Origin of the sequence: Streptomyces sp. NPDC002742 (assembly GCF_042888885.1) — a bacterium.
In the GTDB taxonomy this organism is placed as follows: Bacteria; Actinomycetota; Actinomycetes; order Streptomycetales; family Streptomycetaceae; genus Streptomyces.
The window spans coordinates 1-17,106 of the sequence record NZ_JBIAQF010000020.1 but is presented as its reverse complement, the minus strand read 5'-3'; the positions used below and the strand labels follow the sequence as shown (position 1 = coordinate 17,106).

The following is a 17,106-nucleotide window of genomic DNA, read 5'->3' as shown; positions in this document are numbered from 1 at the left end:
CTCGTGCGTGACGTCCGGGAGATGCGCCTTCGGCAAGTGTGCCTGAGCGGGCGGGAGTTGGGATGTCTTGGCGGTCGGCGGCGTGGTCGGCGAGGCCGACCCGGAGCCGTGGGGCGGCTGTTGCGCATGACATCGCGTGTGGCGGCTGAGGTTGATGTGTTCCACGTGTTTGGCGGTGTCGGTGCGGGGGATGCTTGGCCCGGTCGCGGTGCGATCTGCCGGTGTCCCCACGTCACGGCCTGCGTCACGGCCCACGTCACGGCCTGTGTCATGGCCTGCGTCACCGTGTGTGCCGGCAGTCTGTGGTGTCTGCGTCGGCTATAGCGTTCACTTTCGGTTCATTGCAACGAATCGCCTGAGGGCGTGTTGCGTTAAATGTTGAGTCGTTGCAACAAATTTCGAGCAACTGCCTGCGGTTATAGCGACTCGGCGCAACAACTCTGTTGCTGGATCGGTGAATGCAACGTAGCGTTTCTGTCATCGGAAAGAGCGGGCCGACAGGGCGCGCCACGCCGGAGAAGGAGACATGATGCAGAAGTTCGACACCCCCGCCCCCGTCTCGACCGTCCTGGTCATCCCCGCCGGACGCATCCGGTTGATCGCCGAGGACCGTACCGACACCACTGTCGAGATCCTGCCCGCCGATCCCTCCAGGAGCCGCGACGTGGAGGCGGCCGAACAGATCAAGACCGCCTACGCCGACGGCGTCCTGCGCATCGAGGCCCCGAAGGCCAAGACCGGGATCCTCGGCCCGTCCGGGTCCGTGGAGGTGACCGTCCAGCTGCCCGCCGGCTCCGGCATCGAGGCGAAGACGGCCGCCGCCGAACTCAGCGGCGTGGGACGCCTCGGCGACGTCGCCTTCGACGGCGCCCACGGTCCGGTCACGTTCGACGAGGCCGACGCTGTCCGCCTCACCGGTCTCGACGCCGACGTCACGGTCGTCCGGCTGAACGGCTCCGCCGAGATCAGCACCCAGAAGGGCAGCATCCACATCACCGAGGCCACGCGCGGCACGCTCACGCTGGGCACTCAGATGGGCGACATCACCGTCGGCGCCGCCCGCGGAGTCTCCGCCGTGCTGGACGCAGGCACCGCCTACGGCCGGGTCAGCAACACCCTCAAGAACAGCGGCACCCCCGCCCTGACCATCCACGCCACCACCGCCCACGGCGACATCACCGCCCACAGCCTCTGACCGTCCCGGCAGCCCCAGAAGGAGCACAACCTCCATGACCAGCTCGGCCATCGCGGCGCACGGGTTGCGCAAGTCCTACGGAGACAAGGTCGTCCTCGACGGCATCGACCTGTCCGTCCCCGCGGGAACGGTCTTCTCCCTGCTCGGCCCCAACGGCGCCGGCAAGACCACCGCCGTCAAGATCCTCTCCACCCTCATCAGCCCCGGCCCCGGCTCCGGCCGGATCCAGGTCGGCGGCCACGACCTGGCCACCGACGCGCAGGCCGCACGAGCCGCGATCGGCGTCACCGGCCAGTTCTCCGCCGTCGACGGCCTGATCACCGGCGAGGAGAACATGCTCCTCATGGCCGACCTGCACCACCTCACCAAGCCCGAGGGGCAGCGCGTCACCGCCGAACTGCTGGAGCGCTTCGACCTCACCGAGGCCGCCAAGAAGCCCGCCTCCACCTACTCCGGCGGCATGAAGCGCCGCCTCGACATCGCCATGACGCTCGTCGGCAGCCCGCGGATCATCTTCCTCGACGAACCGACCACCGGCCTGGACCCCCGCTCCCGCCACAACATGTGGCAGATCATCCGCGAACTCGTCACCGGCGGCACCACGGTCTTCCTCACCACGCAGTACCTGGAGGAGGCCGACGAACTCGCCGACCGCATCGCCGTCCTCAACAACGGCAAGATCGCCGCCGAAGGCACCGCCGAGGAACTGAAGCGGCTCATCCCCGGCGGGCATGTGCGGCTCCGCTTCACCGATCCGGACGCCTACGCGTCGGCCGCCTCCTCGCTGAACGAGGCATCCCGCGACGACGAGGCCCTCGCCCTGCAGCTCCCCAGCGACGGCAGTCAGCGCGAACTGCGCGCCATCCTCGACCGGCTGGACACCGCCGGCATCGAGGCCGACGAACTCACCGTGCACACCCCCGACCTCGACGACGTCTTCTTCGCCCTGACCGGCAACGCCGTACCCAACCAGCCCAACCAGCCCAACCAGCCGAGCCGGCCCAACCAGCCCAAGGAGGCCCTGCGATGAGCTCCCTCTCCCTCGCCGTACGCGACTCGTCCACGATGCTGCGCCGCAACCTCCTGCACGCCCGCCGCTACCCCTCGCTCACCCTGAACCTGCTGCTCACCCCCGTCATGCTCCTGCTGCTGTTCGTCTACATCTTCGGCGGCACCATGAGCGGCGGCGCGGGCCGCTCCGCCTACATCGCCTACATCGTCCCCGGCATCCTGCTGATGACCGTCGGCTCCACCGTCGTCGGCACCGCCGTCTCCGTCGCCACCGACATGAACGAGGGCATCATCGCCCGCTTCCGCACGATGGCCATCCACCGCGGATCCGTGCTCTTCGGACACGTCGTCGGCAGCGTGCTGCAGGCCGTCATCAGTGTCGTCCTCGTCGGCGCCGTCGGCGTCGCCATGGGCTTCCGCTCCACGGACGCCACCGCCCTGGAATGGCTGGCGGCGTTCGGACTGCTCGCGCTCTTCGCCCTCGCGGTCACCTGGATCGCGGTCGGCATGGGCATGGGCAGCCCCAACGCCGAGGCCGCCAGCAACAACGCCATGCCGCTGATCCTCCTGCCCCTCATCTCCAGCGCCTTCGTCCCCCTGCACTCCATGCCCGGCTGGTTCCAGCCGATCGCCCAGTACCAGCCCTTCACCCCCGCCATCGAAACCCTGCGCGGACTCCTCCTGGGCACCGAGATCGGCAACAACTGGTGGATCGCCCTCGCCTGGTGCCTGGGTCTGAGCCTCCTGGGCCACCGCTGGTCGAAGGCCCAGTTCGACCGCGACCCCGTCTAGCCAGGGCCGCCCGGCATGACAACGCGGCCCCGCCCGCACACCCCTCCCACCCCAGGGCGGCGTACCCCGACACCTCGTCGGAGCACGCCGTCCTGCCGGCCGTCCCCACCGCCGACCGGGCGAAGGACTCGACCCGGCGTTCGGCAGAGCCAAATTCCTTTGCACCCGCGCCGCTTCGGCACCCAGACTGTCCCGGTGCTGATCCGACGCGAAACGCCCGCCGACATTCCAGCCGTACGCGCCCTCACCACAGCCGCGTTCAACAGACCGGGAACCCTGGTCCCCGCCGAGACCACCCTGCTGGACGAACTGCGCGACTGCGAGGAATGGCTGCCCGAACTGTCGCTCGTGGCGGTGGACGCGCGGGACGAGGTCGTCGGGCATGTGATCTGCACTCGGGGGCACGTCGACACCGCCCCGGTCCTGGCACTCGGCCCGCTCAGCGTGCACCCCGACCACCAGCGCCGCGGTGCCGGACTGGCACTCGTCCACACCGCACTCGGCGCGGCGGACGCACTCGGCGAACCACTGGTCGCCCTGCTCGGCAGCCCGGCGTACTACGGCCGTTACGGGTTCCGTCCCAGCACGCGCTACGGCATCACCGCACCGGACCCCGACTACGGCGACTATTTCCAGGTACGCACCCTCTCCGCGTACGAGCCGACCCTGCGCGGCACCTTCGCCTACGCCGCGCCCTTCAACCACCTCTGACCCGTTGGCCGGCACCATCCGGACGGCCGGCCCCGACGGCCGTCGCATGGGCCCCCGGCCCCAGCGCACGGCCGTTCACGAAGGGATGACCATGCAGACGAGCAAAGCTTGCGACCTGGACGAGATCGCGGCGGAGATCCGTGCTCGTGGCGACCGCACCGGGCGCCGGATCCTGGTCGGCGTCGACGGTCCGGGGGCGTCCGGCAAGAGCACCCTCGCCGCACTGCTCGCCGAGCGACTGCCCGACGCGCTCGTCGTCCACGTCGACGACTTCTACCGCCCCAGCGCCGACGAACGACCCGGCGGCCTCGGCGCGGACTTCGACCTGGAGCGGCTGGAACGCCAGGTGCTGCGACCGGCCTTCGCCGGCGAAACGGCCCGCTACCAGCGCTACGACTGGGAGAGCGACCGGCTCGCCGAGTGGCACGACATCCCCGCCGGCATCCCCCTCGTCATCGAGGGCGTCTACAGCACCCGGGCCGGTGTGCGGGACCTGTACACCTACCGCGTCTACTGCCACGCACCCCACGAACTGCGCCTGAGCCGCGGTCTCGAGCGCGACGGCGCCGCGGCCGAGAGCCAGTGGGTCGACGAGTGGATGCCCGCCGAGGACCGCTACACGGACGCGGAACGCCCGTACCACCACGCCGATCTGGTCCTGGACGGCACAGGCACCGAGAGCGCCGACGGTCCGGTCTTCCACCGGGCGGTGCTGTCATGACCGAACGACGGCGCTCAGGGACACAAGACCGACTGCCGGCCGCGGTCCGGCCGGCTCCGGGCGGCCCTCCCGACGATGCCGTGCGGCAGCTGTGGCAGAAGGCCGGTGTGGACTTCGCCTTCCCTGCCGGTTGCGAGGACGGCTGTCAGGCCCGGCATGACCCGCGGGCCCGACATGACCCGCGGGCCCGACATGACCCGCAGGTCCGACGTTACCCGCAGGCCCGGCATGACCTGCCGGGCCTACCGAAGATCGGAGAGTGCTGTTGACCACGCGTCCTCAGGGACAACGCCCCACGCTGGAGGACGTCGCCCGGCAGTCCGGGGCGTCGCGCTCCACCGTGTCCCGCGTGATCAACGGCTCGCCGCGGGTGAGCCCAGCCGTCGCCGAACGTGTCCGCAGGGCGGTGGCCGAGCTCGGATTCGTACCGAACCAGGCCGCACGAAGCCTGGTCACCCGGCGCAACGACGCGATCGCCGTCGTGGTGACCGAGCCCCAGAACCGGCTCTTCGTCGATCCGTTCTTCGACCGCCATCAGCGCGGTATCCGTCGGGAACTCGTCGAACACGGCGCACAGTTGGTGCTCCTGCTCATCGAAGAGCCGGACGACTACCCGCGGGTGGGCAACTTCCTGAGCGGCGGCCATGTGGACGGCGCACTGCTCTTCTCGCTGCGCGTGGACGACCCGCTTCCGGAGACGGTCGACCGAATGGGCCTGCCCGCCGTCTTCGGGGGGCGGCCACTGCCCGGCCCGGAACACCACGAGCACCGGTACACCTACGTCGACGCCGACAACCGCGGCGGCGCCGCGGAAGCCGTCCGCCACCTGGTCGCCCAGGGACGCACACACATCGCGACCATCACAGGCCCGCTCGACCAGGCAGCCGCGATCGACCGGCTCGACGGATACCGCGACGTACTTCCCGACGGCCCGCCCCACCTGATCGCCGAGGGCGACTTCACCCTGCAGGGCGGGGCGGACGCGATGAGGCAGCTGCTGGAGCGCGGCCCCGGCCTGGACGCGGTTTTCGCGGCATCGGACCTGATGGCCCGCGGAGCGCTGCGCACACTGAGAGAGCACGGGCGCGGCGTGCCCGACGACGTCGCGGTCATCGGCTTCGACGATCTGCCACCCCTGGCGGAGACGGGCGAACCACTGCTGACGACGGTCCACCAGGACATCGAGGGGATGGGCCGCCTGATGGCGCGCCTGCTGTTCCAACGGATACGGGGCGCAGACGAGGCGTCCGGCAGCCGGACCGGCAACCGTCCTCACCCGGTCATCACCCCAACCCACCTGGTCCTGCGAGAAACGGCCTGAGCAACCGCTGTCCTTCCGCGCGCGAGGGCCGCGTCTCTCGCCGACCGGGCACGGGCCCGCCGGTCCGAGGGGCAGGTGGCAACGGTCGCCCGCCGGGCGGTTGCCGCCGCGCAGCAGGCGGGCGCGGTTGCCGAAACACGGGTCGCCGTGGACGAGGCCGGCAACGCCCGCCCCGACGGCGATCACGGCATGTTCCGACCTCAACTCCGCGGCCGTTGAAGGACGTCACCGGGGCGGCCCACAACAGTGGGCACACCGTGCCGGGGAGACGGTGGCGGGCTGACCGGCACGGCCCGGTCCGGCCGGTGCCCGCCGAGTTGTCCGTGAACGCCCCCGGAATTGTTCGTGATCGGTAACAGGCGCATCCCGTGACCGTCGCCCCTCGTCCTGCCATGTGGCCGCAAGACGGCCAAGGACTGGCGAGGAACTGCGCGAAAGCGGGGCGGACATGGCACGGCACGGCGGCGGGCGGGGCTGGTACGGCAAGGTGCTCGGAGCAGCGCTCGGGGTGACGGTGTTGTCCGTCGGTGCCTCGGTGTGGACCGCGCAGGCCGGTTCCGTGGGCGGCGCGTCGCCCCGGGCGGCCGCGTCGGCCACGCCCGGTGGTGGCGTCAAACCGGTGGCGGTGACCATCGTGCACGCCTCGGACAAGGGGGCACACGGCGTCAACATCACCATCGACGACGGCCCCGACCCCGTGTGGACCCCTCAAGTGCTCGACGTGCTGCGGGAGTACGGGGTGAAGGCCACGTTCTGCATGGTGGGGACGCAGGCGCAGGCCCACCCGGACCTCGTGAAGAAGGTGGTCGCTGCCGGGCACCGGCTGTGCGACCACTCGGTGTCGCACGACACCACCATGGACACCAAGTCCCAGGCCTACCAGTCGCAGCAGATACTCGACGCCGAGCGCATGATCACTCAGGCGTCCGGGGGCGTACGGCCGATGTACTACCGCGCGCCCGGCGGGGCCTTCACCCCCTACAGCCGCAAACTGGCCGCCTCCCGGGGCATGCGCCCGCTGGGCTGGAACGTGGACTCCAAGGACTTCGAGCGGCCGGGCACGGACGTCGTCGTCGCCACAGTCGAGCGGGAGCTGCCCAACGGGCCCACCCTCCTGTTCCACGACGCGGGCGGCGACCGCTCCCAGACCGTCGAGGCGCTGCGCCGGATCCTCCCTCGGCTGAAGGAACAGGGCCACTCCTTCGGTTTCCCGGTGCGCTGAGCCCCGGTCCCGGCCGGGGCGAGGATCTTCGGGTCCGGCCGGTCGCCATGGCGGTGGTTCCCTCCTGCGGTGCTCTCCTCGCCGCGGAGTCCCCTTCCCCGCAGTGGCGAGCAGGCACGCTGGAATCCCAGCACCCTCGCCGGCCGGGAGCGTCGTGGCCTTCAGCCGGTCTCAGCCCAACGTCCGAGTACCGGCGGCCCTCGCCGCCGCGCGGAGCGGCGTTGCCTGGCAAGCCTGGACCGCTGCCCTGCCGGCGCTGGCCGAGGAGTACATGGACCGCTGGAGTCTGCGACCGGACGGGCCGCCCATGCACGGGGCTGTCGCACTCGTCCTGCCGGTACTCCGGACGGACGGCTCGCCCGCCGTACTCAAGCTCCAGCCTGTCGACGAGGAGACGCGCGGCGAGCCGCTCGCGCTGCGCGTCTGGGGCCCCCGCCACGCGGTCGGACTGCTGGACAGCGTCCCGGACTCCGGGGCCATGCTTCTGGAACGTCTCGATGCCGCCCGGTCCCTTGAGACGGTCCCCGACGGCACCGCGGCTCTCAGGCACCTTTCCGAGCTGCTCGCACACCTGGCCGTCGCTCCGGCCCCCGCCGGCCTGCCGCTGCTGGCCGACATCTCACGGGCCATGCTCGACCGGGTTCCCACGTACTCCCGTTCTCTGGCGGACCCCTCCGAGCGACGGCTGCTGGCCACGTGCGCGGCAGCGATGAGGGAACTGCTGGACGAGCCGGGCGACCGGCTTCTGCACTGGGATCTGCACTACGGCAACGTTCTCGCCCCTCTGCGGTACTCGCAGGTCCCGGGACGGGCTCCCTGGCTCGCCATCGACCCCAAGCCCCTTGCCGGTGACCCCGGTTTCGAACTGCTGCCCGCACTGCGGAACCGGTGGGACGACGTCACCGGCGCCTCGGACGTGCCCCGGGCCGTACGTCATCGCTTCCACCTCATGACGGAGGTCGTCGGCCTGGACCGCGAGCGGGCCGCCGGTTGGACGCTCGGCCGCGTTCTGCAGAACTGCCTCTGGGACATCGGGGACGGCGCGGCCGCCCTCCAGGCCGAGCAGACGGCCATCGCCCAAGCGCTGCTCGGCTCCTGACCATTCCGGCCCCGGCCCACGGGAGAGGACGGCCCTGCCGAGGCAGCCCGCGTTCGGTGCCGGCAGGGTCGGCAGGGGCCGCAGGGGCGGCGGGTCACTTCCGACCGGAGACAGTTCGGGTCCGGCTCACAGCGGCCGGTTCCGGCACGGCGACGGGTCTGTGTGGGCCAGGGTGAGCGCGGTGACCGTGGCACGCGGGTCGTCGGCGTGAAACCGCAGCGTACGGGCGAAGCCCCGCGCTCCGAGCGGTCGCACGAACTCCACCGCTTGTGTCAGTTCTACCGTCACTGTGGTCTGGCTTCCCACCGCGAGGTCGAGCATCCCGTCCGCGCCCAGATGCAGCAGCCTCGCGTCGGGGTAGCGCCGCTCGACCCGGGCGGTGGCGATGACCTCGGCCGGCACCCGCAGGTCGAACAGGGCGCCGTACCGTATGCGCAGCGAGCCGTCGGCTCCCACGACGTGCGGCCGGACCACGCAGGCCGTGTGCAGGGCGAGGACGATCACCACTCCGTAGCCGTCCACGACGAGCAGGATCGCGTGAACGAGCGGCCATGGGATCACCAGTGCCAGCAGAGTCGTTTCGATGACGGAGACGAAGAGCAACCCGTACATCATGGCCGTCTGGGGTGCGGTGTACGCGACGGCCAGCGCACCGTCGGGGACCTGGTGGCGTCGGCGCAGTACCCACAACCCGAGGCTGTGCAGGGCCTGGAGCTCGTGCGCGACGAGTCGACGCGCGACGACCGGGACCAGAATACGCAGTGCCCTTCGCACGGCCTCCCGTCGGCCGAGGCCGGTCCGTCGCCGGGCGGCATAGAGCCGCCACAGAACCACGGCCTCCAGCGCGAGCACGGTCACCACCAGCGCCTCGGCCCCCGTGAGAATCGCTCCGGGTATCCGTACGCCTGCCACCGCACAGGTCAGGAGAGCCGTCTCGGCGGGAAGGATCAGCCACACCGCCGCCCGCGCGGTCCGCGTTCTCATGACGGCCTCCGGTTCGCCCGAGCGGCCAGTTCCCGCATCACCCGGCGCACCACCTCGGCCTGGGCCGGTGGGTAGTCGGCGAGCAGCGCCTGTTCGAAGCCCGTCACCACGGGGCCCCTGCGCGGGATCGCCGCCAGTACTTCGTCCGGGACGGCCGCGGCCACCTCGGCGGCCAGCGCCGCGATCCGTGGATCGTCCGCTGCGGCTCCGTCCAGTTCGTCCAGCCGTTCGTACATCAGGAGCACCGCAGGGTCCTCCGCGAGTGGCCGCAGAGCCGCGTAGACCGCATCTCCGCCGACTGTCGATTCCAGCAGAGCCAGGTGTTCGCGGTCCTTGGCGGCGGCGGGCGATGTGGTGACCGGCGCGGCCTTCAGGAACTCGACGAGGGCGGGGGAGAGGGGCGCGTCCGGCGTCAACGGGCCCGCCAGAAGACCTGCCAGCACCCTCCGGCGCTGCTGAATCCCGTGCTCCTGGCGCGCGAGGTCGGCGTCCAGTTCCTCCAGTACCTCGGCCAGTTCCCGTCCGGCGTCGTCCATGAGGACATCCCGCACTTCGTCCAGGGTGAGCCCGAGCTCGGTCAGTCTCCGGATCCGGGCCAGCAGAACGGCGTCTCGAAGGCTGTAGGTGCGGTACCCGTTGGCCCTCCGCAGAGGCTCAGGCAGTAGACCGATGTGGTGGTAGTGCCGCACGGCCCGGGAGGTGACTCCGACGAGCGCGGCGATCTCTCCGATGCGCATGCCGCCAGTAGAAACCCTGCCGCTGCGGCAAGGTCAAGTACGGCCGTTCCTGCCGTCCCTGCCGTCCCTGCTTGTCCGGGCCGCCACGACGGTCGAACCTCGGGCGGAACGCCCGAGAAAGCACGGACAAGGACACCGCCCGCGAAGTCCGGCGCCGGAGCGCCGCTCTGTTTCACTTGGCGAGTCGGCTGTGGTCGATGAGGCTGATGGCAATGGCAATGGCGATGGCGATGGCGATGGCGATGGCGATGGCGATGGCGATGGCGATGAAGGCGAGGATTCACCGCCGCAGGCGTTCGTCGCCATCACCCGCAGCTGCCATGCCCCGGGATGCACTGCTCCGCTCCACCCTGAATGGAGGTCACCTGAGTGTTCCCCGCACGGGTACTTGCCGGTGCGTCGCTGGCTCTGGTGATTCTCGCCCTGCCCGGCTGCTCTTCCCCCTGGGCCTGCACCGACACGACTGCGGCGCGCGGTGACGCCGGTGTCAGGGTGCAGGTCGAGGACACGTCCGGGCGGCCTCTCGGCGTTACCGCCGAGATCGTTGACTGGCGCCTTGAGCCCCACCCGCAGGTGCCCTCCAAAGGTGACCAGGTCCACTTCCGCTTCCGCTTCGACGGCGCCGACGAGGGATCCGGCCCCGCGGTGGACGCCTGCGCGGTCGACAAGGAGCGCGTGGCCGTGGGGTGTCACACGGTCTATTCGTCCGATGCGTTCGGGCCGGACGGTGACCTCACGGGTGACGACTGGCTCGCCGTCGAGCACCCGGAGCAGGTCGCCGGAATGCTGTTGATCCCCAATGACCAGTCCTACGAAGGACGAACCTGCGAGCAGGACGGCAAGGACGGTGGCGGGCCGCATCCTCCGGAACCAGCCAGCATGGGGGACCAGCTGTAAGCCTTCCGTAAGCCTTCATTCAGTTGGTTGCCGGCGGTGGCATTTGGGCGCCGCGGCGAGGGCGTTGAAAGGGAGGTTCCAGCGGGTGGTCCCGCCGGCACCGCATCGCCCGCAAGGGGCATCGAGTCAATGGCATCCTGAGTGACTTACCGTCAACTCGGCTGCAGCGGAACCGACTTCGGCGCATCGACGCCGCTCCGCGCGGCGAGGCCCCCGAGTCCCGGGTGGATCGCACGCGCCACTATGGTGGACCGATGGCGTCGATCAAGCAGTTCCAAGTCACCTTCGACTGCGCAGAACCTGAGCGCGTCGCTCGCTTCTGGTGCGAGGTGTTGGGGTACGTCGTACCGCCGCCGCCGGACGGGTTTGCCACATGGGGCGATTTCGATCATTCGCTGCCCACTGAGCGTCAGGGCGCGGCGTTCGTCTGCATGGATCCCTCAGGTGCCGGCCCGCGACTCTTCTTCCAGCGCGTGCCCGAAGGCAAGGTCGTCAAGAACCGGGTTCATCTCGACGTACGGGTCGGCACCGGGCTCGTGGGTGAGGAGCGCCTGGCGGCGCTCGAGGCCGAGTGCGCACGACTGGTCGCGCTCGGCGCCGTACACGTGCAAACACTGCGTGCCGATGGCGTCAACGAGTCCTGCATCCCGATGCAGGACATCGAGGGCAACGAGTTCTGTCTCGACTGAAGGGCCGCGAACGTGCACTTCGTTCCGTGTCCCGTAGGCCGGGACGAGTCCCCCGGCAGCCGGGATGCAGAGGGCCGTGGCCGGGGGATCCGGAGCCCGGGAGCGCCGGATCCTCCCGCTACTGTCCAGGCGCGCGCAGGTCGATCGGCCTCCGGTCGCGCACGCCGTCCAGGACCGTGCGGTCCACGGAGGGGCGAGGCCGGGGCGCGGCGGCCGTGAGAGTGATGACGCCGCGGTCGCTCAACGCGGTCTGAGCGGTCTGAGGGAAGCACGGGGCGGAGCCCGCGGGTGATGCGATCAGAGCGACGCCACCCAAGCCGCGGTTTCGTCCGAGTGCCGGAAGCGGAGCGTGTCGAGCGGGGCGAAAGCGGGGTCGAGGGCGCGGCGCTCGACTTCGTCGTGCCGGGGCGCGTGTTGCGACCAGGACGACCAGACCGGGTGGTCCCGGCGCAGCCATTCTCTCCAGGTCTCCCGGTTGCCGCCGAAGATGACCTCGCGCGTGACGGTACGCCGGACGGACCGGAGCAGGACTCGGGGCATGACGACGCGCCGGGGGTAGTCCAGCCAGATCACGGTGTCGGCCCGGGTCCACAGCAGATCGCGGACCTCCGGATAGCCGAGCGAGTCGACGATCCAGCGAGGCCCGGCAGCGAGCCTCGACACGTCCTCGGTCAGCTTGTCGTTGACGGCCCAGCCGGGCCCGTTGAAGTACACCGCGTCCATCTCGTGGTACGGCAGGCCGAGGCGGCTGCTCACGGCTCGGGCGAGAGTGGACTTGCCCGCACCGGTGACGCCCACCACCAAGATCCGTTCCATTCGCGCACTCTATCCACGAGGTCGGCGACCTGTTCTGCGGCCCCTGCCGCCTCCTGCCCCCGACCTGTTTTCCGGCCCCTGCCGCCTCCTGCCCCCGGTCATCTTCTTCGCGGTTCCGCAATGGGGCCGCTGGCCTCCGGGCCCGGAATGACCGCGTCCCCCTGTCGAAGGCATGACCCGGGTCCTGTGGCACGGGCCTGGACGGGTGCCCGCCCCGGCAGAACTCGGTGAGTCCGCCGGGGCGAGTCGGCCAGTGCGTTCCCGCGCGGCCATCGGGCTGTGGGCGACGGCCCACCCCCCATCACCCTCGGCTCTCCGTACCCGGGTCGGAGGAGAGGGCGGCGCGGGAGCGCGGTGGCCGGGAGGAGCGGCGGTCAGCGGGTGAAGGTGACCCGGTTCTCCTTGAAGGCGGCGCAGTTGGAGCCGGTCACCTGGGTGTACACGTTGCTGATCTGGCCGCCCCAGTCGACGCAGTGGCCCTTGCCGTACACGTAGGCCGGCCCCGCGTACGAGGTGTACCGCCCGTAGTCCTGGGCGCCCGCGTCGGTGTCGGGGACGTAGATCCATGTGGACATGTCCACGGCGGTGCCCGGGTTCTGGCGGATGGTCGCGACGCAGTTCTTGCCGTTCGAGGAGTTGTACGTCAGGTAGACGGTGCCCAGTGAGCCGACGGGCGCGGAGTTCACGGTCTTGTAGGCGCTTCCGCAGACCTTCTGCGGTGTGGTGTTGGGTGCGGCCGAGGCGGGCGCCGCCAGAGCGGTCGTGGCCCCCACCGCCAGGGCGGCGAAGGCGGCCGCCGTCAGAACGGAACGGTTGAACCTCATATTTCCCCCTTGTGATCTTTGGAGATGGTTGCTCCTGCCTTATGTGACCCTCGGGGCATCGGAACGGTTGTGCAATGTCCGCGAAATATGTTCGGCCCGCGCGGCAGCGGCGCAGGGGGATCCGATCGCTGTTGCGCGAGGCCCGAAGCGGCGGTCCGCATGCCGGGATCGCCGGGGGAGTTCCCGATCAGTTGCCCTCCCGGTACGACTGATCCCTCGCACGGGTGAGCCGCGGGCCCGAGCACTGCGCCGCTCGCCCCTCGCAGGGCGGCTGGACCATGCATCGGTACGGGCGGTGTCCGGACTCCGTCCGCTCCACCGCGGGACTCCCCACCGCCGCGGGGACCGTCCGGCCGAGATCCCGCCCGGTTCGGCCTGGACCGGTTCTGTCTGGCGGCGTCCGGGATCCCACGTCCTGACGGCCGCCCGACGATTGGCGTCTCACGCCCGCTCCATGACGCCTGAGCTGCCAATTTTCGGCACAGTCGAATCTCGTGGACGGTCGTCGTGTTCACACGCACGCTTGCTTTCGTCACGAACACCACACACCTCGGGAGAGATGTCATGCGCATCCATCGCTTAGCTGCTCTGTGCAGCACCGCCGTGCTCGCCGTCGCGGGCATGCTCGTCGGCGCGCCCTCCGCGAACGCCTCGGCCGCCGAGAGCAACTGCAACTACATCGCAGACTCCGCGCGGCCCACGGTCCACCCCGGCGACAACAGCAGTGCGGTGAAGCAGGTGCAGTGCCTCATCGACTTCTACAGCAAGTACTCGGACTGGCTCGACGTCGACGGGGACTACGGCCAGGCGACCGCGCGGGGCGTGTTCTGGGTGCAGACGTGCAACGGCACCACCGGCGGCGCCGACGGCGTCGTGGGCCCCAGCACGTGGTCCCGCCTCTACACTCCCAAGCCCGCCTGCGCCCTGTAGCGGCGACCTTCCGTTCCACCGGCCGCCCGCCTCCGCCGTGCGGGGAGCGGGCAGGCCGGCCGCGGACACCCCGGCAGGAGGACCGCGATCCGGTCGGCGCGCCGGCCATCGGCGGCAGGCGCCACTGGGCGGACACCGACTGCCCCGGCACGGTCTTCACCGGCATGTCCCCACACGCCGGGAGGTCGCCCCCTCATCCCGGGATGACGGCAGCGGCCCACGGTGTCGACCGGGCCGTGTACGACCCGAGTTGATCCGTTCCGGGCCTTGCGTTCACGGGAGCGGCGCGGCATTGTCGGCCGCACCGGGGAAAGACACGCGGGGGGACCGTGCTGCGCATCCACTTCACCACGGAGGACCTCGCACGAACCCGGCTTGCCGCCAGACCCGACCCCTTGTGGGAGATCACCGCCAGCCTGCACCGCTTACAGTCGCGACTCGGACGTTGGGCCCACGCCGGCTGGTACCGCGACGCCCGCGACGCCATCGCCACACAGCAACTGAGCACCGAGGTGCGCAAACTGCTCTTTCCGCTGTTCCCCCGCGCGAACTACTTCCCCGACTTCCTCACCCCGGCCGAGGCGAGTCAGGGGCTGGCCAACGGGCTCGACGCGATCCGCCGCACCCCGCCGGCCAGGGTCCGCCACGAGATCGGTCTGCTCGCCCAGGTCAGGAACGTACCGCCGGACATGTACCGCCTGGCCGAGGACGACGTACGCACGGAACTCGTCGCGGTGCTGCGCAGGTACCACAACGCCGTCATCGCCCCCTACGCCGACCGCATGCAGGCCCGCGTCGACGCCGAGTGCGCCCGCCGAGGACGCGATCTGCTGCACGGCGGAGCCGAGGCCCTGCTCGAGGGACTGAAGCCGGCCATGCGGTGGAAGGCCCCCGTCCTGGAGGCCGAGTACGGGGGAGGCCTGGACCGGGACCTGTATCTGGGCGGCCGCGGACTGCTCCTGATCCCCTCGTACTTCTGCTGGCAGAAGCCGGTCTCCTTCGCCGACCCGGACCTGCCGCCCGTCCTGCTCTATCCGCCGGAGCCGTCCCCTCCGGCGCCTCAGCTCCGCCCGGCGGAGGCATCGTTGTCGGCATTGCTCGGACGCACCCGCGCCGCGATACTGCGCACGGTGACGTACGGGGCGACCAACTCCGAGATCGCCCGCGCCGTGTCGGTGTCCACGGCCAGCGCCAGCCATCACACCACGGTCCTGCGCGACTCGGGACTCATCACCAGCCACCGGCACGCGAACACCGTCCTGCACACCCTGACCCCGGTCGGCGCGGCACTCCTGCGCCTCCCCGACCAGGACCGCCTGAGCACCGCGCGGAACAGTTGACGGCCCGAGCGGCACCTGCACGGGGAGCGGGACCGGTGCCCGGCGCCGCCTCCGGCCGGGCCCTGCGGCCGGTGAAGCCGCGCCGACGGCCGACGCCGAAGAGACCACCGAGCGGTGGGAGCCGGGCCGCCGTCCCGGATGCCGCCCCGCGCGCACAAGCCGTTCGGACGTCCTCGCCCGCCCTTGTGGGAGCGCGTCCGGGTGTTCCGCGGCGGTGGTGGGATCCGGTGCGACGGTCGGCAGGTGTCGGCTGATCCCGGGGTCGCTGACGCGTGGCCGGGGAGCGTCTGCATACTGCTCGTCATGAACGTCTCGCCAGGTACCCGCATGCACGTGTTGCTCACCATGGTGATGGTGGTGTGCGTGGTGGCCGGCGGGGCCTGCTTCGGCTTCGCTTTCGGCGGCTGGGCGGGAGCTGCGGTGGGAGCGGGCACGACGGCCATGGGTGTCGGGCTCGGGGGTTTCTTCCACAGCCGGATCGCGATGGATCCCCTCCCCGGCGTCCAGGCCGACGCGGTCTCGGAGGGCATCGCGGACGTGGTTGTCATGGGTGTCGCGCTGTACGAGGCAGCGGTGTTTCCGGTCATCCCTGGCGGGGTGAGCGAGCGGGAACAGAGGGCCCGCCGGACCCTGGCGTATCGGCTCGCCGCCTACGACGGCCTTCCCCGCGCTGTTCGGCTCTCGGCAGCCGGCGCGCTGGAGGTCATAGACGAGGGCCTGGACAAACAGCGCGCCCGGACTGCGGTGAGAGAACTGACGCTCGTGGTCTACGACAGCCGCAGCGGTTATTGACCTGACGTGTCGGGGGAGAGGATCCCTGAGTGCGCGACGCACACCGTACGACTCATACCGTCGACTCGCGCCGTACGACTCGCGCCGTGCTGCGCAGGGGTGTGTCGACTTGGTCCATAAGCGAAGGGGGTGGGCTCGTCGCCGGTGTGGGCCGACCACGAGCCCTGCCGGCCGCTCGCGCGCCTGCTCCAGGTTCGTCACCGGGCTCAAGCGGGCCAAGTCGCCACAAGGTCACGGTAGCCCGCGAAGCGGGGGCCGGGAACTGTCTCCTGGATCGGCTGACCGTTCAGCCAGCAAATTTGCAAGGTGTCGCACTCGGTGTCGAGCAAGCAGCACACTCCGCCGCCGGCGACGGTGAGGCCGGTGAACACGGATCTGATGCCTGCGGACCGCTCGAACATCCGGCTCATCCTCGACGTGGCCGCGGTGAACTGCAGCGACGCGTGGCGAGGGTGCTGCGTCGGCGCGAACTCGACCGTGAGATAGATGTAACCGATCTTGGTTCTCCCGAACTCATCGAGTTCCGAGTCCCGGACGTCGGAGAATTCGCGCACCGCGTCGTCGACGCCGGACATGATCGAGGTGTCGAGTTCGAGCATGCCGCTTGTGGAGCAATCGACCGGCTCGCTCTTGAAGTTGGAGGTGAACGGGAGGACGACCTGGTCACCGCCGGGCAGGGTGAGCGCAAGCGGCGGCACTCCTTGGGTTCGCGGCGCCAGCTCGGCGAGCTCGACCAGCGTGCGGGCAACGTTCTCGGCAGGCGTAAAGATCTCGTAGCTGTAGTCAAGTCCCATGCGCTCCACCCCTGCGAGACCGGATCGAAGCGTCCCATGACGTGCCCGCACGGTGCTCGGGAAATACCCGGAACGCGCGGCTCTGGCTGTGTTGCGCGCACCGAGGCGGCCGGCTGCCACGGCCGTGCTGATCCACTAGTAGGGCTTGGTCAGGTTCGTATGGGTGTGGGTATGTCTTGGTGGCAGGTGGGGCAGGCGCCGGTCCAGGTGGCGAGGAGTGTCTGCAGTTCG

The 17,106-nt window shown here is 70.4% G+C and carries 18 protein-coding genes; 13 read left to right on the top strand and 5 right to left on the bottom strand.

Features of this window, described 5'->3' with window-relative positions:
• The first annotated feature begins 529 nt into the window (after positions 1 to 529).
• From ACFYW8_RS30605 to ACFYW8_RS30570, 8 genes are all read left to right on the top strand, one after another.
• On the top strand, positions 530 to 1,195 hold the full coding sequence (locus ACFYW8_RS30605) for a DUF4097 family beta strand repeat-containing protein (protein WP_389084016.1): 666 nt from the start codon (positions 530 to 532) through the stop codon (positions 1,193 to 1,195).
• A 34-nt stretch (positions 1,196 to 1,229) separates the two neighbouring features.
• Positions 1,230 to 2,225, top strand: coding sequence for an ATP-binding cassette domain-containing protein (locus ACFYW8_RS30600; RefSeq protein WP_389084011.1), 996 nt, complete (start codon positions 1,230 to 1,232; stop codon positions 2,223 to 2,225).
• Entirely contained in the window at positions 2,222 to 2,998 is a 777-nt protein-coding gene (locus tag ACFYW8_RS30595) for an ABC transporter permease (protein WP_389084006.1), read from the top strand. The genes ACFYW8_RS30600 and ACFYW8_RS30595 overlap by 4 nt, the downstream gene beginning before the upstream one ends.
• A 195-nt stretch (positions 2,999 to 3,193) precedes the next feature.
• A complete protein-coding gene (locus ACFYW8_RS30590) occupies positions 3,194 to 3,709 on the top strand; it encodes a GNAT family N-acetyltransferase (protein ID WP_389084001.1) in 516 nt (171 codons plus the stop codon).
• A gap of 91 nt (positions 3,710 to 3,800) precedes the next feature.
• Complete coding sequence (locus ACFYW8_RS30585) at positions 3,801 to 4,430, top strand: uridine kinase (protein ID WP_389083996.1); 630 nt, start codon at positions 3,801 to 3,803, stop codon at positions 4,428 to 4,430.
• A 265-nt stretch (positions 4,431 to 4,695) separates the two neighbouring features.
• Positions 4,696 to 5,751 (top strand): LacI family DNA-binding transcriptional regulator, encoded by a 1,056-nt coding sequence (locus ACFYW8_RS30580; protein WP_389083992.1) that lies wholly within the window; start codon positions 4,696 to 4,698, stop codon positions 5,749 to 5,751.
• 448 nt (positions 5,752 to 6,199) lie between these two features.
• Positions 6,200 to 6,973 (top strand): polysaccharide deacetylase family protein, encoded by a 774-nt coding sequence (locus ACFYW8_RS30575; RefSeq protein WP_389083989.1) that lies wholly within the window; start codon positions 6,200 to 6,202, stop codon positions 6,971 to 6,973.
• A gap of 154 nt (positions 6,974 to 7,127) precedes the next feature.
• On the top strand, positions 7,128 to 8,072 hold the full coding sequence (locus ACFYW8_RS30570; protein WP_389083986.1) for an aminoglycoside phosphotransferase family protein: 945 nt from the start codon (positions 7,128 to 7,130) through the stop codon (positions 8,070 to 8,072).
• A 126-nt stretch (positions 8,073 to 8,198) separates the two neighbouring features.
• Here ACFYW8_RS30570 and ACFYW8_RS30565 read toward each other — a convergent pair whose 3' ends face one another.
• Positions 8,199 to 9,056 (bottom strand): hypothetical protein, encoded by an 858-nt coding sequence (locus ACFYW8_RS30565; protein WP_389083982.1) that lies wholly within the window; start codon positions 9,054 to 9,056, stop codon positions 8,199 to 8,201.
• Entirely contained in the window at positions 9,053 to 9,793 is a 741-nt protein-coding gene (locus ACFYW8_RS30560; RefSeq protein ID WP_389083977.1) for a MerR family transcriptional regulator, read from the bottom strand. Before ACFYW8_RS30560 ends, ACFYW8_RS30565 begins: the two co-directional genes overlap by 4 nt.
• Positions 9,794 to 10,162: 369 nt before the next feature.
• On the opposite strand from ACFYW8_RS30560, the gene ACFYW8_RS30555 reads away from it, so the two are divergent.
• Together ACFYW8_RS30555 and ACFYW8_RS30550 are read left to right on the top strand one after the other, a co-directional pair.
• Positions 10,163 to 10,690 carry a hypothetical protein gene (locus ACFYW8_RS30555; protein WP_389083975.1) on the top strand — a complete coding sequence of 176 codons (528 nt, stop codon included), beginning with the start codon at positions 10,163 to 10,165 and terminating at the stop codon, positions 10,688 to 10,690.
• Between the two features lie 254 nt (positions 10,691 to 10,944).
• On the top strand, positions 10,945 to 11,379 hold the full coding sequence (locus ACFYW8_RS30550; protein WP_389083971.1) for a VOC family protein: 435 nt from the start codon (positions 10,945 to 10,947) through the stop codon (positions 11,377 to 11,379).
• Between the two features lie 297 nt (positions 11,380 to 11,676).
• Here ACFYW8_RS30550 and ACFYW8_RS30545 read toward each other — a convergent pair whose 3' ends face one another.
• Together ACFYW8_RS30545 and ACFYW8_RS30540 are read right to left on the bottom strand one after the other, a co-directional pair.
• On the bottom strand, positions 11,677 to 12,195 hold the full coding sequence (locus ACFYW8_RS30545) for an AAA family ATPase (RefSeq protein ID WP_389083966.1): 519 nt from the start codon (positions 12,193 to 12,195) through the stop codon (positions 11,677 to 11,679).
• A gap of 374 nt (positions 12,196 to 12,569) precedes the next feature.
• Positions 12,570 to 13,019 carry a spore-associated protein gene (locus ACFYW8_RS30540; protein WP_389083962.1) on the bottom strand — a complete coding sequence of 150 codons (450 nt, stop codon included), beginning with the start codon at positions 13,017 to 13,019 and terminating at the stop codon, positions 12,570 to 12,572.
• Between the two features lie 564 nt (positions 13,020 to 13,583).
• On the opposite strand from ACFYW8_RS30540, the gene ACFYW8_RS30535 reads away from it, so the two are divergent.
• From ACFYW8_RS30535 to ACFYW8_RS30525, 3 genes are all read left to right on the top strand, one after another.
• Positions 13,584 to 13,949: a peptidoglycan-binding protein gene (locus ACFYW8_RS30535; RefSeq protein WP_389083958.1), complete on the top strand. Its 366-nt coding sequence runs from the start codon at positions 13,584 to 13,586 to the stop codon at positions 13,947 to 13,949.
• Positions 13,950 to 14,278: 329 nt separating this feature from the next.
• Positions 14,279 to 15,289 carry an ArsR/SmtB family transcription factor gene (locus tag ACFYW8_RS30530; protein WP_389083955.1) on the top strand — a complete coding sequence of 337 codons (1,011 nt, stop codon included), beginning with the start codon at positions 14,279 to 14,281 and terminating at the stop codon, positions 15,287 to 15,289.
• 303 nt (positions 15,290 to 15,592) lie between these two features.
• Entirely contained in the window at positions 15,593 to 16,081 is a 489-nt protein-coding gene (locus ACFYW8_RS30525; RefSeq protein ID WP_389083950.1) for a hypothetical protein, read from the top strand.
• A gap of 206 nt (positions 16,082 to 16,287) precedes the next feature.
• On the opposite strand, the gene ACFYW8_RS30520 is transcribed toward ACFYW8_RS30525, so the two are convergent.
• Positions 16,288 to 16,875 (bottom strand): hypothetical protein, encoded by a 588-nt coding sequence (locus ACFYW8_RS30520; RefSeq protein WP_389083946.1) that lies wholly within the window; start codon positions 16,873 to 16,875, stop codon positions 16,288 to 16,290.
• Positions 16,876 to 17,106 lie beyond the last annotated feature (231 nt).